Origin of the sequence: Bartonella sp. M0192, from assembly GCF_016102305.1 — a bacterium.
GTDB lineage: Bacteria > Pseudomonadota > Alphaproteobacteria > Rhizobiales > Rhizobiaceae > Bartonella > Bartonella apihabitans.
Genome location: NZ_JACFOU010000001.1, coordinates 1,396,691 through 1,418,776 on the forward strand (window position 1 = coordinate 1,396,691; position 22,086 = coordinate 1,418,776).

A 22,086-nucleotide genomic window follows, 5' to 3' on the forward strand; every position below is an offset into this window, starting at 1 on the left:
AATAGGTTTCGGGCAGTTTCGGAAATGCTGCCATATTGCTCAATGCTCCGAAAGTTACCGATCTATTTTCTATGCAATATTGACTATTCTTCATATTGAAACAGTTAACCCACTAACTTCTGGAAACTTGAAAGTCCTCGGTTTTTCGTTATGGCTTTCATTTTAAAAAACCAACATATAGTTGTTTATCTTTATGATATTTTGGAAAAAGCAGATAACCTTAAGGAGAACTCATGCAGAGCGCCCAGACGCTTACGAAAGATTCGACTGAAAACGAAAGTCCGGCGGTTTCGAGGAAAGTTATTATCGCTGCCGTTATAGGGGGCATGCTCGAATGGTATGATTTCGGTGCCTATGCACTTTTTGCCTATCTCATTTCCGACCAGTTTTTCCCGACCGGCAATGAAACGGTGTCGATGCTGCTTACCTTTATCACTTTTGCCATCGGCTTTTTGACCCGTCCTCTCGGTGCCATTATTCTGGGAAGTTATTCCGATCGCGTAGGTCGAAAGTCGGCATTGTCGTTGACGATGATTCTGATGGCTATCGGCATGGGGATTATCGCAATATGTCCGACTTATACGCAGATCGGCATATTTGCACCGATAATTATTGTCATTGCCAGACTTATACAGGGTATCTCGGCGGGAGGAGAAATCGGCTCGGCATTGTCTATCCTCGTTGAAACGGCGCCTGCAAATAAACGGGGCCAATATGCTGCTTGGCAACAGGTCAGTCAGACGGGCGCATTTCTTGTGGCAGGCATCATAGGTTGGATGATTACCGCGTTTCTGCCGCTTGAAGATGTTGCGCTTTGGGGCTGGCGTGTGGCTTTTGCCTTCGGCATGCTGGTTGCTCCTGTGGGATTTTACGTTCGTCGACAAATTGACGAATCACCGGAATTCTTGGCCGAGAGGAACAAAGGCATCAAAGAACATGTACCTTTTGCCATTTTGCTCAAAAATAGCTGGAAGCCGCTATTGATAGGTATCGGCATTGTTATGATCTGGACAGTGACGAGCAAGACCGCTAGTTCCTTTATGGCAACCTATGCAATTAACAATTTGCATATGGCTTTGACATCTCCTTATCTCGGCATGATCGTAATGGGCGTTGTTTTACTGTTTTGCCCGCTGGTTGGAGCATGGTCGGATAAGATCGGACGGCGTCCGATTATGATTGGAGCGGCTATCGCCATTTTTGTTTTCGCCTATCCGTCATTCTGGATATTGTCAGCCCATCCGAATGTGTGGGTCCTTATCGGCCAACAATTCTTTTATGCGGTTCTTATGGTGCTTTATACGGCGCCTGCATCGGCAGCCTTATCCGAACTCTTTCCGACAGCTTTCCGCTCTTCAGGAATTGCACTTTCCTATAATATAGCCGTTACGATATTCGGTGGTTTTTCTGCCGCAATATCCACCGCGCTTATCGGAATGACCGGAGACAATCGTGCAATTGCCTATTATATTATGTTTGCGGCTTTTATAAGCGTTGTGGCACTTTTATATTCTGGTAAAATAACGAAATTGAAATAGGGGAAAATCTGGAGTGCCTCGCGAGAAAGGCACGCCGGCTGTAATTGAAAATGATAGAAGATAGTTGTGAAGTTGCTGCTGCCATCAGGCTCTATCTGCCAGAAATGACCGCGTTGCGCCATCAAATCCACTCCAATCCCGAGACCGGTTTTGAAGAAAAAGCAACCTCTGCTATTGTTGCCAAATTGCTTGAGGGGTGGGGATATAAAGTCTCCGAGCTTGCCGGAACCGGCATAGTTGCAACTTTAAAAGCCGGAAATGGGGAAAAAACATTGGGGCTACGCGCTGATATGGATGCCTTGCCGGTTACCGAACAAACCGGCTTGTCCTATGCCAGTAAAAACTCCGGAAAAATGCATGCCTGCGGCCATGACGGACACACATCAAGCTTGTTGGCGGCGGCTCGCTATCTGGCTCGCACAAAGCAATTTTCCGGTACGCTCAATCTTATTTTCCAACCGGCCGAAGAAGGTTTGGGAGGTGCACGACGTATGATTGAAGAGAGAATTTTTGAAAAATTCCCCTGTGATGCTATATTCGGCTATCATAATGTTCCGGGGGTTCCATTAGAGAAATTCTGCTTTATTCCGGGTGCGGCAACCGCCGCTTCGGACCGCGCAAGAATTGTTGTTAAGGGAAAAAGCGGCCATGGTGCGCAGCCGGAAACATCGGTCGATCCGATTGTTGTCGGTGCTGCAATTGTTACTTCATTGCAAACAATTGTTTCGCGCAATCTATCGCCGTTAAAACCTGCCGTTGTAACGGTAGCAAGTTTTCACGCCGGCGAAGCATATAACATCATTCCTGCAACCGCAGAATTGAAGATAACGATCCGCAGCTATGACGAGACAACGCGCAATTTTCTTGAAAAACGCGTAAAAGAGATTGCTGAATATCAGGCAAATGTCTTCGGAGCAAAATGTGAAATCGACTATTTTCATCTCAATCCTGCTTGCCAAAACGATAGAACACTGACCGCTTTTGCTCGTGATGTTGCCGAAAAAACGTTTGGCAAAGACGCTATCGAAGAGCGGTCGCAACCGTTCACTTTCAGTGAAGATTTTTCTTACATGCTTCAGAAGAAGCAAGGCTGTTATTTCTTTATCGGTAATGGCAACACGGCAAACCTCCACAGCGATCATTATGATTTCAATGATGAATTGTTATTGCGTGCAAGCACTTATTGGGTGCGGCTGGTGGAAACTTATCTTAGCTAGAGTGAAAAAATCGGGTGTTAGGCCCGTTTATTCAATGAGACAGGTTAGGTTCGCCTCGTTCTCACTTACCAACAATCGGAGGCCGAAAAGCTTTTGAACCTTGAGATTTCGACAATTTGTGCAAAATTGCCGGCTTCCAAAATAATGACGTGTCCGAATATTACTCTCCGAACTCTTGTCGAACGTGGTTTTATCGGCAGTGAATGCCTAAGGTCAGAAGTTTACGAAAGTCTTTTTAATTTACGAACTTCGCTTCAAAGCCTCTCATATCTCGATAATGCTCCTCGAAAATGCGTTTCGAATGAAGGTGTTATAGAACTTACATGATTCATTACTTAAAAATGTCTGAAGTTACAGTAGCGATTAATCGAAAAAATTCCCGCGCGACAGCGGCAGAGTAGTTCAGACGTTTCAAAACCGAAAAATACAATCTTCACACGTGATTTAACTTTCCAGTGTGATTTATTGTTGAAAGAGGTGGGGGTGAGCATGGTGTGGCTATTCCCCTTTTTGAAAAGAATCTGCTAATGAAAAAGTCATGAAAAACTATCTCGACCTTCTTTCTTATGTTCTGAAAAACGGCGTTGACCGTTCCGATCGTACCGGAACGGGGACGCGTTCGGTATTTGGCTACCAGATGCGGTTTGATCTTTCCAAAGGCTTTCCGCTTTTGACCACGAAGAAGCTTCATGTCCGCTCGATTATCTATGAGCTGTTATGGTTTTTGCGTGGCGATACCAATATCAAATGGTTGAATGAACACGGCGTTTCTATCTGGAACGAATGGGCAGATAAAAATGGCGATCTCGGACCTGTTTATGGCTATCAATGGCGGTCCTGGCCGGCTCCGGATGGCCGCCACATCGACCAGATTGCCAAGGTTGTCGACATGATTGTCAAGACCCCTTATTCCCGTAGACTGATTGTTTCAGCGTGGAATCCCGCATTGGTTGATGAAATGGCATTGCCGCCGTGTCATTGCATGTTCCAGTTTTATGTGGCCGATGGAAAACTGTCTTGCCAGCTTTATCAACGTTCGGCAGACATATTTCTGGGAGTGCCTTTCAATATTGCCTCATATGCTTTGTTGACAATGATGATTGCACAAGTCACAGGGTTGAAGGCTGGAGATTTTGTTCACACATTCGGCGATGCCCATCTCTATACCAACCATTTTGAACAGGCGAAGCTGCAATTAACACGCGAACCATTGCCCTTGCCGACGATGAAACTTAATCCGGAAGTCAAAGATCTTTTCAAATTCGAATATGAGGATTTTGAACTCGAAAACTATGTAGCAGCCCCGCACATAAAAGCGCCGGTGGCAGTCTGATGACAACGATCAGTCTCATTGTTGCTGTTGCTGAAAACGGTGTTATTGGTCGCGATGGCGCAATGCCGTGGCGTTTGTCAACCGATTTGAAGAGATTTAAATCACTGACACTCGGGCATCCTGTGATTATGGGGCGTAAAACATGGGATTCGCTCGGAAAGCCGCTACCGGAAAGGGTCAATATTGTCATCACCCGGGATAAGTCTTTTTCGGGAGAGGGGGCGATTGTTGCCCATTCTCTTTCCGAAGCTCGACAATTAGCTGAGGAAGAAGCAATAAAAGCAAAAACGGATGAGATATTTGTCATCGGTGGAGGAGCGGTCTTCAAAGAAGCGTTGCCTTTTGCCGATCGTATGTATGTGACGGAGATATTATCACCTGTTGAAGGAGATACATTTTTCCCGTCATTTGATCCCGAAAATTGGCGAGCTTTATCAACTGAAATAGTGCCTGAAGGGCCAAAAGACACATTTCCTACAAGATTTGTCGTCTATAAACGTCAATAAGCTTTGAAAAAAGGACAAAAGCGCGATCAATGCGTTGAAACGTTAGATTTACATCCCTATAAAAGAGGAACGATAAATTTGCGCGATTGTAGCGCTGAGCAAGAGGTGATTATGCCCTGGAGCAATCAGAATGGCGGCGGCCCATGGGGAGGCGGCGGAAATAACGGTGGAAGCCCCTGGAGCGGTGGTGGAAATGATAATGGCAATAACAAAAATCCGTGGGGCGGAAAGCCGACAGGTTCGGGCGGCAATGGCGGCGGAAATAATGGCGGTAATGGTCCGGATATAGACGATATCTTGCGCAAAGGTCAGGATACACTCAAACAGTTCGGCGGTGGTGCCATCGTACTTGTTGTGATTATCGTTGCAATCATATTCTGGCTTTTTCAGTGTTTCTACATTGTCCAGCAGAATGAACAGGCTGTTGAACTGAGATTTGGTGTGCCGAAACCCGGCATTATCAATGACGGTCTTCATTTCCATTTTTGGCCGATTGAAAATTATTTGAAAGTGCCACTTACGGAAAAATCGATTGCCATCGGCGGTAAGCCCGGGCAAACGCAACAGAGCGACGGTTTGATGCTATCAAGCGACCAGAACATCGTTTATGTCAATTTTTCCGTATATTATCGCATTTCCGATCCGGGCAAATATCTCTTCAATGTCAATGAACAGGAAGGCACTGTGCGTCAGGTTGCAGAAAGTGCCATGCGCGAAGTGATCGGACGCCGTCCGGTTGACGATGTTCTGCGTGACAAGAAAGAAGAAGTTGCCGATAACGTGAAAAAGATTATCCAGTCGACAGCCGATAAATATCAAATCGGTGTACAGATCAATCGTGTTTCTATAAGCGAGGCTGCTCCGCCGACGAAAGTTGCAGCAGCCTTTAATTCTGTTCAGCAGGCTGAACAGGAACGTGGACGTATGATTGAAGAGGGTAACCGCGTACGTTTCAAGAAATTGGGGCAGGCCAACGGTGAGGCTTCAAAAGCACGCGAAGTTGCCAAGGGCGAAAAAGCCCAGATGATTGAAGAGGCAAAAGGCCGTGCGGAACGTTTCGAAGCAATCTCGCATGAGGCAGCAGTAGCCCCCGAGGCGAGCCGCTATCGTCTCTATATGGAAACAATAGGAAGCATTCTCAATGCACCGGATAAACTGGTGCTTGATCAGAAAAACGGTGGACCTGTTTCCTATTTGCCTTTGAGCGAATTGATGTCGGCAAAGGATCGGCCGTCCGCAACTTCCACGGCGGCAAAGCCAACCCAATCTGGCTCTGATACCACAGGAGGGCAACAATAATGCAGCAGAACCGTTTTTTCATTGCCCTTGGTGTCATTATTGTTGTTCTTTTGGCAATCTGGATGTCGGTATTTATCGTCTATCCACGTCAGCAGATTGCAGTTAAACGTTTCGGGCAAATTGTCAGAGTCGAACAGGAACCGGGACTCTACTTCAAAACGCCTTTTATCGACCAAACAGTCATTATTGATAATCGTCTGTTGCGCTATGATGTTCCTACGCAATCTGTGCAGGTGCGCGGTGGTGCCTATTATGAGGTCGATGCATTCTTCATCTATCGGATAACCGATCCGAAATTGTTCCTGCAGCGCATCAGCTCGGGTCGTCCGCAAGTTGCAGCAGAGGAAAATCTGGCACCACGCTTCATTGATGCTTTGCGTGCCGTTTATGGAAAGCGCGAATTCAAAGCTGCCCTGTCGGATGAACGTGGAGCTATGATGGAAGAGGTTCAGCAGCAATTTTCGGCTGATGCCGGTTCACTCGGCATTACGATTGTTGATGTCAGAATCCGCAAAACCGATTTGACGGATGCAGTATCGGAAGATGTCTATCGCCAGATGGCAGCCGAACGTGAGGCAGCAGCCGAAAATATTCGTGCTCGTGGTCAGCAGGAACGGGACCGCATTGTGGCCGAAGCCAATCGCGAATACGAAGAAATCGTTGCAGCGGCCAAGCGTGACGCCGAAATTACCCGCGGTGAAGGACAGGCTGAAAGCATTCGTCTATTGCTGGAAGCGAGAAAAACCAATCCGTCATTTTATGATTTCTGGTTGGCAATGGAAAATTATAAGAAGTTGAAATCGACACCGATGGTTATTTCGCCGAACGAGGATTTCTTTTATTATTTCCATAATCCACTGGCGACCGGAAAAGTGAATGCACCGGCAAATAATTGATGGAGCTCTTTTTTACTGCACTTGGTCTTGTCCTTTTTATCGAAGGACTTGTTTATGCAGGCTTTCCGGCATTGGTAAAAAAAATGGCGTCACAGATAGATGTGACGCCTGAACATATATTACGTATGAGCGGCTTTTGTGCAATGGTTATCGGTTTGATTATTGTGTGGCTTTCACATTCGTAAATGATAGGGTAAAAATCAGCTATTGATAATTGGGGGTAAAGGCTGGTTCAGGAAGAATTCAGTCATTTCCCTTTGTCATGAAATGTTTTAAACGGGATGATAGCACGGTCATTGTCGCTTTCAGATGGGATAGGAATATGGTGTTAAAGCGTTTTATGCTTGCTGCGGCTCTTTGCTCGGTTGTTTCATTTTCTCAGTCTGAAAGTTTTGCAGAAGTCGCATTGGAACACAAAGCACCTCAATCGGTCGCAAATCTTGCGTCGGGTTTGTTGGATGCGGTTGTCAACATTTCAACGTCCCAGACAATAAAAGGAACAGAACAGGGAGATAAAACCACCCCGCCAAAAGTGGAAGAGGGTGCACCCTTTCAGGAATATTTTAACGACTTTTTCTCGTCTAAAAATGACAAGAACGAATTGAACCAGTCACGCAAAGTCCAGTCTCTTGGTTCCGGATTTGTCATTGATGCCGAAAAAGGGCTTATTGTTACCAACAACCATGTCATCGCTGATGCTGATGATATCGAGGTAAATTTTACTGATGGTTCCAAGCTCAAGGCAAAGCTTTTGGGCAAAGATACCAAAACAGATCTCGCCCTTTTGCAGGTTGATCCCAAGGGCAAAAAACTTACCGCCGTTTCATTCGGTGATTCTGAAAGTGCACGCATCGGCGATTGGGTTATGGCTATCGGAAATCCGTTTGGCCTTGGCGGCACAGTGACAGTCGGCATTATTTCGGCGCGCAATCGTGACATTAGTGCCGGTCCTTACGATGATTTTATTCAGACCGATGCAGCGATCAATCGCGGCAATTCCGGCGGTCCGCTTTTCGATATGAACGGCAAAGTCATTGGTATCAATACCGCAATTATATCGCCATCCGGAGGTTCTATCGGTATCGGTTTTGCTATCCCCTCCGATATGGCAACCGGTGTATTGGATCAGCTCAAGCAATTTGGTGAAACCCGTCGCGGTTCGCTCGCAATAAGGATTCAACCGGTGAGTCAGGAAATTGCGGATAGTTTGAAATTGCCAAAAGCGGAAGGTGCGCTTGTTGCCGGCAAAATTGACGATAAAACTGTCGATAATGCTCAATTGAAAGACGGGGACGTGATCACGCGCTTTGGTACGCATGCCATTAAAGACGCGCGTGAATTGCCAAGGATAGTTGCTGAAAGTCCCGTGGGTAAAATTGTCGACGTAACTATTCTTCGCAATGGCAAAGAGAAGACAGTAAAAGTGAAACTTGGGCGCCTCAAAGAAAAGGAACTGGAAACCGAGACTTCTGACGACGACGAGCATGGCGGAGAAGACAAAAAGGCGGAAGCCTCTGATTCCATCCACGCAATGGGGATGACATTGTCGGCACTATCTGACGAACTGCGCAAACGCTTCCATATCAAGCCGGATATTAATGGCGTTGTCGTTACCGCTGTAACGGCAAATAGTGCGGCTGACGAAAAACGTATTCGCACTGGCGAGGTTATCGTTGATATCAATCAGCAGGCTGTCAAAACGCCGGAAGATGTTTCAAAACAGTTGGAACTTTTACGCGCAAACGGCCGTAAAAATGCGCTTTTAATGGTTGCCGGCGAGGATGGCGAGTTGCGCTTTGTTACATTACGTCTTGAATGATGTGCGATATTCGGACGATACTGGAGCGAGCTTTTTTACATGGTTTCTGACCATCAATATCGGATAGCTAAATTCATTATCAATGATCAGGCGTAACTGCTTCTGTAATTGTTCAGGCCAACCCGTTCGCATTGAATTATCACTTCAACACAAAAACAGATGGTGTTTGAAACAAGCTTTAATGCGCCTATTTTCCATGATTTGGTTTTTCAGCGCCTTTTACCATATCGGATTTGGCGAATTGACTATCAAACTCGAGAAAGCGAATTTCTTTCTCGCCGGAGTATGATTACGAGATATTTTTCAATGGAGAAAATCCGATTTGCGATAACCCTGTAGATAGAGAAGAGCGGTGAGATCACCATAATCAATACGAATTGAAGCAGCTTCCGCCACAAGTGGCTTGGCATGGAGTGCAACACCGGAACCGGCCAGATTAAGCATTGCAAGGTCATTAGCTCCATCACCCACGGCCATGGCATCTTCCGGTGAAATATCCAATTTCTCACAGAGTTCTTCAAGCTTTTCCAATTTTGCTTGTTTGCCTAAAATAGGTTCATTGACAACACCGGCAAGATGCCCGTCTTCAACGACAAGTTCATTGGCATTGTGTTCATCAAAACCGATTGCATTTGCTATTTTTTTTGTAAACAATGTAAAACCGCCTGAAACAAGGGCGGTGTAAGCGCCATTCCCGCGCATGGTGGCGATAAGTTCTTTTCCTCCATTGGTCAGAGTAATACGGTTTTCAATGACATCGTCAATGATTGATAATGGCAGACCTTTCAACAGGGATACCCGCTCGCGAAGTGCCGGTTCAAATGCAATTTCGCCATTCATGGCGCGTCTGGTGATGTCGGAAATATAGTCGCGCAATCCCGCAACATCGGCAAGTTCGTCAATACATTCTTGTCCGATCATGGTTGAGTCCATGTCGGCGACAAGCAGTTTTTTCCGCCTCTTGTCTTGAATTTGGACAGCAAAATCCACCGGTTCGCCCTGAAGTGCGGCACGCAAGGCTTGTTTCGCTTTTTCTGGTCCGATATTGTCACCAAGCGGGATATCACATGCAACTCCGTCACAAAGCCAATAGACAGTGCTTGCATTAAGACTATGAGAGGCTTTATCAACGAGCTGCGGTGTTAAAACCGGTCTATCAGGATTGGCAATCAACGTTGCCACAAGCAACTCACTTCGGGACATAGAAAACTCCGCTCATGAAAAAAAGAACAATTACTTTGATAGCGGGACCAACGGCAAGCGGCAAGTCGGATTTTGCTTTAAAATTGGCAGAGAAAAGCGGGGCCTCGATTGTCAATGCCGATTCTATGCAAGTTTACAGTGTTTTGCAGATTATTACGGCACGACCAGATAATGATGATATGATGCGCGTTCCACATTATCTTTACGGCTATGTTTCACCCGAAAAACCATATTCTACGGGTCAATGGCTTAAAGATGCTTCGGATATCATAAAGTCTGTTGAAGGCCCTCTTATTTTTGTCGGAGGAACGGGACTCTATTTTAAAACCTTATTGGAAGGCATGGCCGAAATTCCCGATATACCGGCAAATATAAGAGAAAAATGGCGTGAAGAGCTGAAGAAAAAAGGTGCATCTGCGCTTTACAATATTCTTAAAGACATTGATGGCCCGGTCGCTCGTCGCTTGAGTGACCATGACGGCCAGAGAATTATTCGTGCGCTGGAAGTCTATGAGGCAACAGGAAAACCTCTTGGTTATTGGCAAAGTCAAAAGACTAAACCGGTACTTGAAGGTGAAGATGTCACCAAATTACTTTTAATGCCGGACCGTAACCTTGTTTATCGCCGTATAGAAGATCGTTTCGATAAAATGGTTGATAATGGTGCTTTGGACGAAGTCCGTTCACTGATAAAACTGGGATTGGATCCTTCAATGCCCGCTATGAAAGCCATTGGTGTACCAGAATTCAACCGAGTTTTACGAGATGAAGACTCAATTGAAACGGCAATTGTCAAAGCCAAAACAGGTACGCGCCGTTATGCAAAACGCCAAATGACATGGTTCCGGCACCAGTTAGCCAGTGACTGGAAAAGAATTTAAATCTTTTTGAAAAAGAACTGTTCAAGCTTTTATTGACAGACGAAATTATGGTCTCAGGCCTTAAAGTCGTTATCTAAAAATGCGATCAGTAAACATACGCGTTTTTGTGATCGAGGCTGCATAAAGAGGAAATATCATCAGAGAAGTGCAATTGTTCGATCATTCCAAGGAACTGACGAAAATCGTTTTTGTCTGAAAAGTAATTAAAAATCAGTCTCATAAATAAAAAACTTGAATCAAAAAGTGAATATTTCAACCAATCGGTGTTTCTATCCTTTTTGAGGTATTTTCGTTTCTATAGTGATTGGATAACAGCTCTTGTCTCTTGGCTAAAGGGGCCGGTTGAATATTTTGTGTGGCAAAAAAATTTTGCTGTCCATTTTAGGCTGGTTGGCTTTTATGGCTGTTTAAAACTTTTCTTATAACAGTTACCGGAAGTCTTATTTGAACAGACCTGATCATAGCGAATATGTCGTGAATTGCCAGCCATGCAATGGACAATAGCGGGCTGACCAGCATGAGATAAGTTGATGGAAAGAAATTGTAATTATCTATCCTATATTCGGGAAAATCTCTCATAGGACGAGGAATACAAATCAGCTTCTGATCGTGAATTTATAACGAGCGGCGTTCGTTGTTTATGTAAATGGAACCGCATGAACAATTGAACAAATTGTTTTCGCGATTTCTTCATCGGGCTGGCGTGTTGCGATTATCAATTTTTATATTCTATAAGCGATCTATCCCGAAAATAGATTTGAAAAAGTAGAAAATGACGCAACCGAGCGATCAATCGGGTCTTTTGATAGGTCTTTTGGGGGCTCCATTCGTGTTTCGGGAATGAAAAAAGCAGAACATGAATATCGTGTTCTATAACCAAAGGAGGCGACAAAAAAACGGCCCTCAAAGGGGCCGTTAAGAAAATTAGGAAAAGTATAAAATGATCAACTACAACCGCTTGTAGCACCACATGTATCACATTTCAAACAAGTACCATTACGCACCATTGTGAAATTCTGACATTCGGAGCACATATCTCCGGTGTAGCCTTGCATCATAGCCTGTTTTCTGCGGTCAGATGCGAGTTTCTTGGCCTCTGCAACTTCATTGGCCATTTCTTCTGCTTTTGCTTCTTCAGAAGTATCGGCATCGAACAAATTATTGATTTTGTTTTCTTCTTCAGCCAAGTCCTGTTTCAAAGCAGTAGCGCCATGCGTTTCTAAAGCTGATGAAGCTTTTGATTGGACAGCAGTTGCAGTTTTCAATGTCGTTACATTCGACTTTGTGGCTGGCGTCGCGATTTTTGCAACCGGCCCTTTGGGATCTGTCAGTTTCAGATTGTAACCGCGCGTCCAACCTGTCGATATCAGGTTTGTCTTACCCTCTCTCACACCTTTACCCAAGGCAGTGTTGGAAAAGTCGGACATATCGACATGGGCAAGGTCATAACGACCGAGATAAGAAACCGCTAGTTCCCGAAAAACATAGTCAAGAATTGACGTTGCATTTTTGATTGCATCATTTCCCTGAACCATTCCAGCCGGTTCGAACTTGGTGAACGTAAAAGCATCGACATATTCTTCCAACGGTACGCCATATTGTAGCCCAAGCGAAATGGCGATAGCGAAATTGTTCATCATTGCACGGAATGCAGCGCCTTCCTTGTGCATATCAATGAAAATTTCCCCCAGACGTCCATCACCGAATTCACCGGTTCTAAGATAGACTTTATGTCCGCCAACGATCGCCTTTTGCGTGTAGCCTTGCCGGCGATTCGGTAATTTTTCGCGTTCATGAATATATTTTTCAACGACTTTTTCGACGATCTTTTCTGTAACTTTTGCCGTACGTGCAGCCGCCGGTTGTTCAATCAGGTTATCAACCGCATCTTCATCATCGTCATCGGCAATGAGCGATGCATTCAATGGCTGGGACAATTTCGAACCATCACGATAAAGCGCGTTGGCTTTCAATGCGAGTTTCCATGACAACATGTAAGCATTTGCGCAATCTTCGACAGTTGCATCATTCGGCATATTGATCGTCTTGGAAATAGCCCCCGAAATAAAAGGTTGGGCGGCTGCCATCATGCGGATATGGCTTTCAACCGACAGATAGCGTTTGCCGATTTTTCCGCAAGCATTGGCGCAATCAAATACCGGATAATGCTCTTGTTTGAGGTGAGGGGCACCCTCAAGTGTCATTGCACCGCAAACATGAAGATTGGCGGCCTCGATATCCTTTTTCGAGAAGCCGAGAGCAGGGAGCATCTCGAAAGAAACGTCATCAAGCTGTTCTTCAGTGAAGTTCAAAACGTTTTTGCAGAAATCCTCGCCCAATGTCCATTTATTGAAGACGAACTTGATATCGAAGGCACTTTTCATTGCCTCGTTCAAAGTTTCGATCTTTTCGTCAGTGAAACCTTTGGCTTTCAATGTTGTCGGGTTAATTGCCGGCGCCTGATTGATATTCCCGTGACCGACTGCATAAGCTTCAATTTCGGCGATCTGGCTTTCGGAATAACCCAATGTGCGCAAAGCTTCCGGAACAGCGCGATTGATAATTTTGAAATAACCGCCACCGGCAAGTTTCTTGAATTTCACCAATGCAAAATCAGGTTCGATACCGGTTGTGTCGCAATCCATAACAAGGCCGATTGTTCCGGTCGGAGCAACAACGGTGGCTTGCGCGTTGCGATAGCCATAGAGCTTACCAAGTTCCAAAGCTTTGTCCCAGGCTTTACGGGCGCGTTCGACCATCTTCGGATCCGGGCAATCTTTTTCAATTAAAGCCACCGGATTAACGGATAGACCTTCATAACCTGTCGTTTCCCCATAGGCCGCACGGCGATGATTGCGAATGACACGCAACATATTGTCTTTATTCGGTTTATATCCTTTGAATGCTCCAAGTTCCTTGGCCATTTCAGCCGATGTCGCATAAGCAACACCGGTCATGATTGCAGTAAGGGCACCACAAATTGCGCGTCCTTTGTCCGAATCATAAGGAATACCGGAAGTCATTAACAAGCCGCCAATATTGGCATAGCCAAGCCCGAGTGTGCGGTATTCATAGGAACGTTTGGCAATTTCTTTGGATGGAAATTGCGCCATCATCACCGATATTTCAAGAACGATAGTCCATAGACGGACACTATGTTCATAAGCGTCGAGATCATAAGAACCATCGTGATTGCGATAGGTCAACAAATTGATCGAGGCAAGATTGCAGGCTGTGTCATCAAGGAACATGTATTCAGAACACGGATTCGACGCGCGAATTGGCCCTTCGGCAGGTGACGTATGCCAATCATTCATCGTTGTATTGAAGTGCACACCCGGATCGGCAGAAGCCCAAGCTGCATAAGAAATACGGTCCCACAAATCACGGGCGCGTACTGTTTTATGCACTTTTCCGTCTGTGCGACGAATAAGGTTCCAATCGCTGTCATTTTCGACAGCACGTAAGAACTCGTCTTTCAAAGAAACAGAATTGTTCGAATTTTGCCCTGATACAGTAAGATAGGCTTCCGAATCCCAATCTGTATCATAAGTATCAAATTCCATATTACGGAAGCCTTGACGGGCAAATTGGATAACGCGTTGAATGTAATTTTCCGGAACTTGATCTTTTTTGGCTGCCCGAATTTCCCGTTTTAATGCCGGGTTCTTGTTAGGGTCAAAACAGTCTCCGTTATCTGCTTCGCAATTGACACAAGCCTTCATAATGGCTGTGAGATGTTTTTTGACAATTTTGGAACCGGTCACCAAAGCGGCTACTTTTTGCTCTTCGTGAACTTTCCAGTCGATATAGGCTTCAATATCGGGATGATCGATATCGACCACAACCATTTTTGCTGCGCGACGCGTAGTACCGCCCGACTTGATCGCACCGGCTGCCCGGTCACCGATTTTTAGAAAGCTCATCAAACCGGAAGATTTACCGCCTCCGGAAAGTTTTTCACCTTGGCCGCGCAATTGCGAAAAATTCGAACCCGTACCGGAACCGTATTTGAAAAGGCGGGCTTCACGCACCCATAGATCCATAATGCCGCCTTCATTCACAAGGTCATCCGCAACAGACTGAATGAAGCAGGCATGGGGTTGTGGATGTTCGTAGGACGATTTCGACCTTGTCAGTTCTCCGGTTTTCCAATCGACGTAAAAATGTCCCTGACTTGGACCATCAATACCATAAGCCCAGAACAGCCCTGTATTGAACCACTGCGGACTGTTGGGCGCGACACGTTGAGTGGCAAGCATATAGGCGAGTTCGTCATGAAAAGCGCGGGCATCATTTTCGGTATCGAAATATTTGCCTTTCCAGCCCCAATAGGTCCATGTTCCGGCCAGACGATCAAAAACCTGTCGCGCGTCCATTTCCGAACCATAACGCCTGTCTTCGGCAATTTTTGCCAGTTCTTTTTCATCTGCTACAGAACGCCAAAGCCATGAAGGAACGCCATTTTCCTCTACTTTTTTCAAGGCTGCCGGTACGCCTGCCTTGCGGAAATATTTTTGTGCCAGAATATCGGCCGCTACCTGACTGAACTGGCTGGGAACATCAATATTTTCGAGCCTGAAAACGATCGAACCATTGGGATTTTTGATTTCACTTGTCGCTTTATGGAATTCAATACCAGTGTAGGGAGATTGTCCCTCCTTTGTGAAATGGCGCGCAATTTTCATAGCCTGTCCTTATTCAATATGTTGTGTTTGCCCCTGTCGGTTTTAACCGACGACAAACTGTCCCTAATCTCTTCAATCTTCTACAACGGGCGAGAGAGATTAACCCCTAATTTATTATCGTAAGTCACGAGCAAAAAACGGACCATTCTTGTGATCCGTCAAATGCAGTTACCTATAACACACATTCTTTAAGCGAAAGATGTTCGCTGGCATATGTTGTGCTATTAACTCAAAGACTATACCAAATATAGTGAATTTATTATAAACTTTTAAGTTTTACACAACGCTTCATGGACCCTCAAAACAACGCAAATCAACAAAATTGCGAGCCATGCCCGCTCGCAATTACAATTTTGACTACTCACTGATTTACTCATGATTACAATGTGGAACGTGACGCGCTTTAAAGCACATCAGCTTGAAAGCCATAAAAGAACAAAACCACTTTCCCGTCAAGGAGTCGTTTGTTCAAATCGTACAACAACTAGATATAGTGGGTTCACTGGTGGAAAAATGATGTGAATAACGGGGACGAATAAATTCCACTCTTTATTTTTCGTCAAATAACGTGAACATAAAATATCTCTGGCTGGAATTCTCAAAGAGAGGATTTAAAAAAACATAAATTTCATGGTGAGATAGCAAGAGTTCTATTCCCGAATCACCGACGCTACAAGTGGTCGCTATTTTTCCGCCAGATGTAATTTCACGGGATTTGGAAATATCTGTAAATCGAGCCTTATCGAATCAATATCCGGAGAACGGGTTGGAGCTTGGCATTCAACGGCTATATGCCATGAGTCACCCGGTTGTTATCAACGCGGACGATAATCAAGAAGCAATTTTTTTAATTGTGGTTCGACGACTCGACGGGCCGCTTCTTCCGGCGTAACCCATTCGAAAATGCGCTGGCCGCGTTCCGGCCATTTTTTCTCCTGATGGGAATAGAGTACGGCGAATACATCGACACTGAAATTGCCATTTTCACCGCCCGGCATGTCAGTTTTCGTGTATTGATAGGAGCCAATCGAAGCCGTCTCGGCAATACCGCGCACACCTGCTTCTTCATAGGCCTCCTGAAGGGCTGCTTGGGATAGAGTGCGCCCCGGCATTGGCCAACCTTTAGGAATAATCCAGCGACCGGTACCTCTACTTGTAATGAGCAGAAACTCCACGGCACCTTTTTGCAGTCGATAGACCAGAGCGGCCACCTGCAAAAAATGGTCACCATCGACAACGATCTTTTTGTCTGCGGCTACCAATGTACCATTTATATCTGCTGCTTGAACCATCTCGTTCCTTTTTGCGTTAGCCTCGCTGGAAGTAAAATATAAATGTCATCTGATTACAAAAACACGATATTCGCTCTATTTCCGATGGACGAACGAAAAATTTGGTCGATCGACAAGGCAATGTCAGTTTGTCAACGTCGATTTGCTCGTTGGACATAAAGCTTTTGCAATCGCGCGCAGACCGTTGCCCGGATACATCCCTTCACGCATGAAAATGTTTCGAAGAGGAGCAAAGTTTCTCAACAATTCCAAACCGGCACTCCGCACGAATTGTACAGGCAACATATCGGAAAGCAATGCTTTGTTGAGAGCGTGAACCGAACCGGTGCGTACCCAAATATCGGCTTTGCGATATTTATTGTAATTTTCCATGACCCGTTGGCTGCCGGGATCTTTCGGATCGCTTTCAATGGCTTTGACGGTATTGATGGCGTCACGAATACCGAGGTTAAGCCCTTGGGCACCAATCGGCGGAAAGACATGGGCGGCTTCACCAACCAGAATTGTTCGTTTGTCGGCAAATGCCTTCGGGACTATGCCGGATAAAGGCCAAGCTTGTGCAGGTGTAATAACAGTTACCTTTCCGAGCATCGCCTGCATTCTCTCTTCAATCGCACTCGCCAGTCCCTCAGGTCCAAGTCCAAGAATTCTGTTTGCGCGTTCGGGATTGAGAACCCATACCAAACTGGATTTTTTGCCGGGTAATGGCACTTGTGTAAACGGACCATCTTCCGTGTGGAATTCGGTAGAAATGTTATTGTGCGGGAACTCGTGGGAAAAACTTAAGATAATGGCTGTCTGCGGATAATTCCACTGGCGGCAGTCAATCCCCGCAGCAATGCGTGCTTTCGAATTTCGCCCGTCTGCAGCAATAAGAAGACGGGCATCCACATGAGAATTGTCTTCCAGAGTGATTGTGACGTGATCATCGCTATGGACGATAGATTTCGCCGAAACATTGAGACGTTTGATCAGCTTACAGTCGGCTACAGCCTCACTGATGGCATTGTTAAGTGCAACATTCGGCATATTGTAACCGAAGGCTATCTCCCCGATTTCCGAAGAATGAAAGCTCACAACCGGACTGCGGATGAGCCTTTTTGTTCCGTCAACGATTCGCATTGTGGAAAGTGCGGCTGCCTTGTCTTTCAGGTTTTCCCAAATGCCGAGAGAATCGAGAATTTTTATTGCCGGCATCATCAATGCAGTGGTTCTGAGATCATTGCTGTTTGTTTCCGGACCGATCAGATAGGAACGATAACCTTTTTGAGCGACTGCAAGTGCAGAAATCATTCCGGCAGGTCCAGCACCGATGACGGCAATTGTTATATTATTTTTGTCTGTTGGAACTACCATAGTCGGGCCTTTCTACTATATTAGCTGATAGAGCGATCTCATTGTCAATTTAACACAATATGTGGATCAATCTAGCAATTGCAATCAATTGTTTTAATTTTTGTGATCAGTGATAGAAAGGGCATAAAAATTTATGCTGAAATGTGATAATCGCATTTGACGAGAGGGACTGGTCTGCTTTGAAAAATAAACTTGCTGGTAGAATAAAGAGTAGTGCCGAAAAACTGCGTCATAAAAAGGTAACGATGCCGCAGGCGAGGGCATTTTCGGTTCATCTTCTTACCGCATCAGGGTCGTTTCTTGCCTTTTTATCGCTGGTCGCTGCTTCCGAAAAAGAATGGACGGCAATGTTCGGCTGGCTCGGTCTGGCATTATTGGTTGATGGTATCGACGGTCCGATTGCCCGTAAGCTTCAGGTAAAATATGTCCTTCCTACGTGGTCGGGTGAACTTCTCGACAACATAATCGATTATGTCACCTATGTGCTCATACCGGCATTCGCGCTTTATCAAAGCGGTTTCATGGGGGAGGGACTGTCATTTTTGTCCGGCGCCATCATTGTGGTCTCCTCGGCTATTTATTATGCCGACACAGGTATGAAAACCAAGGAGAACTTTTTCAAAGGTTTTCCGGTCGTGTGGAATATGCTGATTTTTACGCTTTTTATTGTCAAACCGGGAGAATGGACAGCGTTCAGCATTGTTGTGATTTCCGCGATTATTTCATTCCTTCCGATTTATTTTTTGCATCCGGTGCGCGTGGTGCGCTTGCGTCCACTCAATTTGACAGTCTTTCTTATATGGTGTGCTCTCGGCATTATCGGGATTTGCTATCGGCTCGAGGCTCCCGATTGGGTAAAAATTGGCATGACAATTTCCGGCCTCTACATTTATCTCATAGGTGCTGTGATGCAACTGTTCCCCACACTTGGGAATAAAGAACGTTAAGTCAAAAAATTTACCAAATATTAATTTTTGTCTCTTGCCTTGAGCCTCAACGAAACAAGGTTGATTGATTTTACGTCCAATAATGATTTAAATAGCAAAAGCCTTTCAGTTTTCCTAAGGAGTTTTGGGCTATGCAACTTGATTTTGGTGGCGGGAACGAGGTCACGTTTTTAAAAGAAGGTCGGGCAGGGATTGTCCGTCTCGCACGCCCCCAAGCGCTGAATGCATTAAGTCTTGATATGTTGCGTGCACTTGAAAAAGCCTTGCACAGTTGGGAAACAGATGACGATGTATTATGTGTCGTGGTCGAGGGAGAAGGCAGATCTTTTTGCTCAGGCGGTGATGTTGTTTATGCTTATAAGCAAGGCAAAGCAGGGCACCCTGCTTATGACTATTTTTCCTCCGAATATAAGCTCAACAGCTATATAGGACGTTTCCCAAAGCCTTATATCGCTATACTTGATGGTATTTGTATGGGCGGGGGCGCCGGTATTTCTATTCATGGCTCACACCGGATTGTGACAGAAAATACCACTTTTGCTATGCCGGAGAGTGCTATCGGTTTCTTTCCCGATGTCGGAGCAGGTGATTTTCTATCCCGTTTGAACGGGCAATTCGGAATGTATCTGGCTCTAACCGGTGCAAGATGTAAATGGGGCGATTGTTTGCAGACTGGGCTTGCTACCCACGCGGTTTCACAAGACAAGCTTGAAGATCTGCGCGCAAGTATTATTGAGCAGGGTAATCCACGTCCGGCGCTGGAACAATATGCAGTTGAAGTTGATTTTGAAACAAATGCCGAGACGCGATCACTGATTGCAGAGTGCTTCAATACCGACAAGCTTGAGGAAGGCATTAATCTCCTCAAACAAAAAGCCGATGAGGGCAACGATTTTGCCAAAGAAACTCTTGCAACGCTTCTGGCACGTTCACCGACAAGTTTGATGGTGACCTGGCGCGCGATGAAGCAATGTAAACCATTAGGGCTCGACGATTGTCTGAAGCTTGAAAACCGTGTTGCCCACCACATGATGGATAATCATGATTTTTATGAAGGTGTGCGGGCGGTATTAATAGACAAGGACAACGAACCGCATTGGCAACCGGAAAATTTGGCCGGTGTTACCGACGAGATAGTTGATTCCTATTTTCAACCGGTTGAAAAAGAATTGGATATTTAATGGATAACCAGTTACGCCAAGTAGCTAAACCAAATCTGGTATTATCATCTTATTCCATTTTTTTGCATTGTCTGGCTTTTGTTGCTCTCTTGTTTTCCATTTTTTATTGGATACGCATGGTCGGCGTATTTCCCGGAACACTATGGCGGATTGATCGCATGCCCTGGCTTTGGCAGGTGCTGACAGTCAGTCTGTCCGTTGTCTATCCGATTGCAGCTCTTGGGCTGTGGATGGGGTCTCTTTGGGGAATAATCTTATGGTTTTTTGCAGCCCTGACAGAATCTCTTGCATTTACTGTCTATAGCTCAAGCTTTATTTTTTTCCCCTCGCTTGCAGTATTCCATTTTTTGGTTGCTATACTATTTGTTATGTTTCGGGGTTTTCTTTATCTCAAAAAGAAGAAAAAGATAATGTAGTTACCCAATTTTAACGTGACAATGCCTATATCTATCAGCTAACGGAGAGTCACTTTTTTGTTAGACATGATAAAGACACAAAAATGGTTAATTCTAGGAAAAAGTGACAATTACTTCTACCAAATGCTGTTAAGCGTCAATGTCGATTTTATCGACAAGTGCATGCGTGGAAAAAATCAAGAATGACAAATAAAAACATGACATCGGTCAAAAATCCTTCAATAGGCCGTAGGTTCTTTTTAAAATCTTTGGCAACTGTAACGGCTCTGTCATATGCTCCCGTTTTAGCCAAGGCAAACAACACTTTGTTTGCGCAATCGGGGCGTGCCCGTTGGGATGACCAGTTTGATGCAGGTCCTGCAGGGAGTACCAAAGTTGCTTCCAATCAGCCGGTATTAAGTTTTGCAACAGTTGAAGATACTCAAAAGGCGATTACGCAATATGAGGGTATTGTCAGTCGCGGTGGTTGGCAAAGAGTTCCGACAGAACAGGGCAAATTGCAAATTGGTGTAACACATCCGGCAGTGACCGCATTACGACAAAGACTTGCAGCGTCGGGAGACCTTCAAAGTGGTGTGGGGATGTCTTCATCTTTCGACACTTATGTTGATGCCGCTGTAAAACGCTTTCAGGCCCGTCATGGATTGCCAGCCGATGGTGTAACGGGCGAGGCGACCTATAAATCAATGAATGTCGATGCCCAAACGCGCCTTAATCAACTTCACATCAATGTCGAGCGGTTGAAGACGAAAGTCGAAATGACGGCTCAAGAACAGCGTTTTGTAATGGTCAACATACCGGCTGCGCAAATCGAAGCCGTGGAAAATGGTGTGGTTGCGCAAAGACATACAGCTGTTGTTGGTAAAATTGATCGACAAACCCCGTTACTGGATTCAAAAATCAGCCAGATCATCCTTAATCCGTTCTGGACAGTACCGAAGTCGATTATCCGTAAAGATATTATTCCTCTGATGCAAAAAAATCCGTCCTACCTTTCGGATAACAGCATCCATATTTTTAATAATCGTGGCGAGGAAGTACCCCCCGAAAGCATCAATTGGCATAGTGACGAGGCTGTCAGTATGATGTTCCGGCAAGATCCGGGTAAAATTAATGCCATGTCATCGACAAAGATAAATTTTGCCAATCCTTATTCGGTGTACATGCACGATACTCCCATACAAACCCTGTTCAATAGCTTGATGCGTTTTGATTCATCTGGTTGTATCCGTATTCAGAACATTCGCGATCTCAATGTGTGGATTTTGAAGAATACGCCCGGGTGGGACAGGCAACGTATGGAAGCGGTGATTGCCTCCCGACAAAATACACCGATTAATATTCCCGATCCCATACCGCTTCATTTTGTCTATATTTCCGCTTGGTCAACGGGAGAGGGGGTTGTCCAATTCCGTGACGATATTTATCACTTGGATGGCTCCTCGCAATTGGCTCTTGATACGGCCGGTTGAACTATTTTTGACAAAAACATCAAAAAACCGCCTTTATGGCGG

17 protein-coding genes are annotated in these 22,086 nt (G+C 45.2%); 13 read left to right on the forward strand and 4 right to left on the reverse strand.

What is annotated here, in order from left to right; all coding sequences use genetic code 11:
* The first annotated feature begins 233 nt into the window (after positions 1-233).
* The 8 genes from H3S82_RS06165 (at position 234) to H3S82_RS06200 (ending at position 8,608) form a co-directional block, all read left to right on the forward strand.
* Positions 234-1,538 carry an MFS transporter gene (locus H3S82_RS06165; protein WP_198232156.1) on the forward strand — a complete coding sequence of 435 codons (1,305 nt, stop codon included), beginning with the start codon at positions 234-236 and terminating at the stop codon, positions 1,536-1,538.
* Between the two features lie 50 nt (positions 1,539-1,588).
* Complete coding sequence (locus tag H3S82_RS06170; RefSeq protein ID WP_198232155.1) at positions 1,589-2,755, forward strand: M20 aminoacylase family protein; 1,167 nt, start codon at positions 1,589-1,591, stop codon at positions 2,753-2,755.
* A 538-nt stretch (positions 2,756-3,293) separates the two neighbouring features.
* Positions 3,294-4,088 carry a thymidylate synthase gene (locus H3S82_RS06175; protein WP_078039419.1) on the forward strand — a complete coding sequence of 265 codons (795 nt, stop codon included), beginning with the start codon at positions 3,294-3,296 and terminating at the stop codon, positions 4,086-4,088.
* A complete protein-coding gene (locus H3S82_RS06180; RefSeq protein WP_198232188.1) occupies positions 4,085-4,594 on the forward strand; it encodes a dihydrofolate reductase in 510 nt (169 codons plus the stop codon). The genes H3S82_RS06175 and H3S82_RS06180 overlap by 4 nt, the downstream gene beginning before the upstream one ends.
* Positions 4,595-4,705: 111 nt before the next feature.
* The gene (gene hflK, locus H3S82_RS06185; protein WP_198232154.1) at positions 4,706-5,893 is read left to right on the forward strand and encodes an FtsH protease activity modulator HflK; all 1,188 of its coding nucleotides are present in this window, start codon (positions 4,706-4,708) and stop codon (positions 5,891-5,893) included.
* Positions 5,893-6,789 (forward strand): protease modulator HflC, encoded by an 897-nt coding sequence (gene hflC, locus H3S82_RS06190; protein ID WP_198232153.1) that lies wholly within the window; start codon positions 5,893-5,895, stop codon positions 6,787-6,789. Before hflK ends, hflC begins: the two co-directional genes overlap by 1 nt.
* Positions 6,789-6,974: a DUF2065 family protein gene (locus H3S82_RS06195; RefSeq protein WP_198232152.1), complete on the forward strand. Its 186-nt coding sequence runs from the start codon at positions 6,789-6,791 to the stop codon at positions 6,972-6,974. The genes hflC and H3S82_RS06195 overlap by 1 nt, the downstream gene beginning before the upstream one ends.
* Before the next feature lie 137 nt (positions 6,975-7,111).
* Positions 7,112-8,608, forward strand: a complete 1,497-nt coding sequence (locus H3S82_RS06200; RefSeq protein WP_198237123.1) for a Do family serine endopeptidase — start codon at positions 7,112-7,114, stop codon at positions 8,606-8,608.
* A gap of 303 nt (positions 8,609-8,911) precedes the next feature.
* Here H3S82_RS06200 and serB read toward each other — a convergent pair whose 3' ends face one another.
* Positions 8,912-9,811, reverse strand: a complete 900-nt coding sequence (gene serB, locus H3S82_RS06205; RefSeq protein ID WP_198232150.1) for a phosphoserine phosphatase SerB — start codon at positions 9,809-9,811, stop codon at positions 8,912-8,914.
* A gap of 14 nt (positions 9,812-9,825) precedes the next feature.
* Between serB and miaA the strand changes: the two genes are divergently transcribed.
* Positions 9,826-10,692, forward strand: coding sequence for a tRNA (adenosine(37)-N6)-dimethylallyltransferase MiaA (gene miaA, locus H3S82_RS06210; protein WP_198232149.1), 867 nt, complete (start codon positions 9,826-9,828; stop codon positions 10,690-10,692).
* A 944-nt stretch (positions 10,693-11,636) separates the two neighbouring features.
* On the opposite strand, the gene H3S82_RS06215 is transcribed toward miaA, so the two are convergent.
* From H3S82_RS06215 to H3S82_RS06225, 3 genes are all read right to left on the reverse strand, one after another.
* A complete protein-coding gene (locus H3S82_RS06215) occupies positions 11,637-15,380 on the reverse strand; it encodes a vitamin B12-dependent ribonucleotide reductase (protein ID WP_198232148.1) in 3,744 nt (1,247 codons plus the stop codon).
* 815 nt (positions 15,381-16,195) lie between these two features.
* On the reverse strand, positions 16,196-16,672 hold the full coding sequence (locus H3S82_RS06220) for an NUDIX hydrolase (RefSeq protein ID WP_198232147.1): 477 nt from the start codon (positions 16,670-16,672) through the stop codon (positions 16,196-16,198).
* A gap of 123 nt (positions 16,673-16,795) precedes the next feature.
* Positions 16,796-18,028 carry a UbiH/UbiF family hydroxylase gene (locus H3S82_RS06225; protein WP_198237124.1) on the reverse strand — a complete coding sequence of 411 codons (1,233 nt, stop codon included), beginning with the start codon at positions 18,026-18,028 and terminating at the stop codon, positions 16,796-16,798.
* Between the two features lie 179 nt (positions 18,029-18,207).
* Between H3S82_RS06225 and pcsA the strand changes: the two genes are divergently transcribed.
* The 4 genes from pcsA to H3S82_RS06245 all read left to right on the forward strand — a co-directional run bounded on the left by pcsA (position 18,208) and on the right by H3S82_RS06245 (position 22,044).
* The gene (gene pcsA, locus H3S82_RS06230; protein ID WP_281432059.1) at positions 18,208-18,975 is read left to right on the forward strand and encodes a phosphatidylcholine synthase; all 768 of its coding nucleotides are present in this window, start codon (positions 18,208-18,210) and stop codon (positions 18,973-18,975) included.
* Positions 18,976-19,106: 131 nt separating this feature from the next.
* On the forward strand, positions 19,107-20,156 hold the full coding sequence (locus tag H3S82_RS06235) for an enoyl-CoA hydratase/isomerase family protein (RefSeq protein ID WP_198232145.1): 1,050 nt from the start codon (positions 19,107-19,109) through the stop codon (positions 20,154-20,156).
* Positions 20,156-20,572, forward strand: a complete 417-nt coding sequence (locus H3S82_RS06240) for a DUF6163 family protein (RefSeq protein ID WP_198232144.1) — start codon at positions 20,156-20,158, stop codon at positions 20,570-20,572. Before H3S82_RS06235 ends, H3S82_RS06240 begins: the two co-directional genes overlap by 1 nt.
* 182 nt (positions 20,573-20,754) lie before the next feature.
* Positions 20,755-22,044, forward strand: coding sequence for a murein L,D-transpeptidase (locus H3S82_RS06245; RefSeq protein ID WP_077971227.1), 1,290 nt, complete (start codon positions 20,755-20,757; stop codon positions 22,042-22,044).
* The last annotated feature ends 42 nt before the right edge of the window (positions 22,045-22,086 follow it).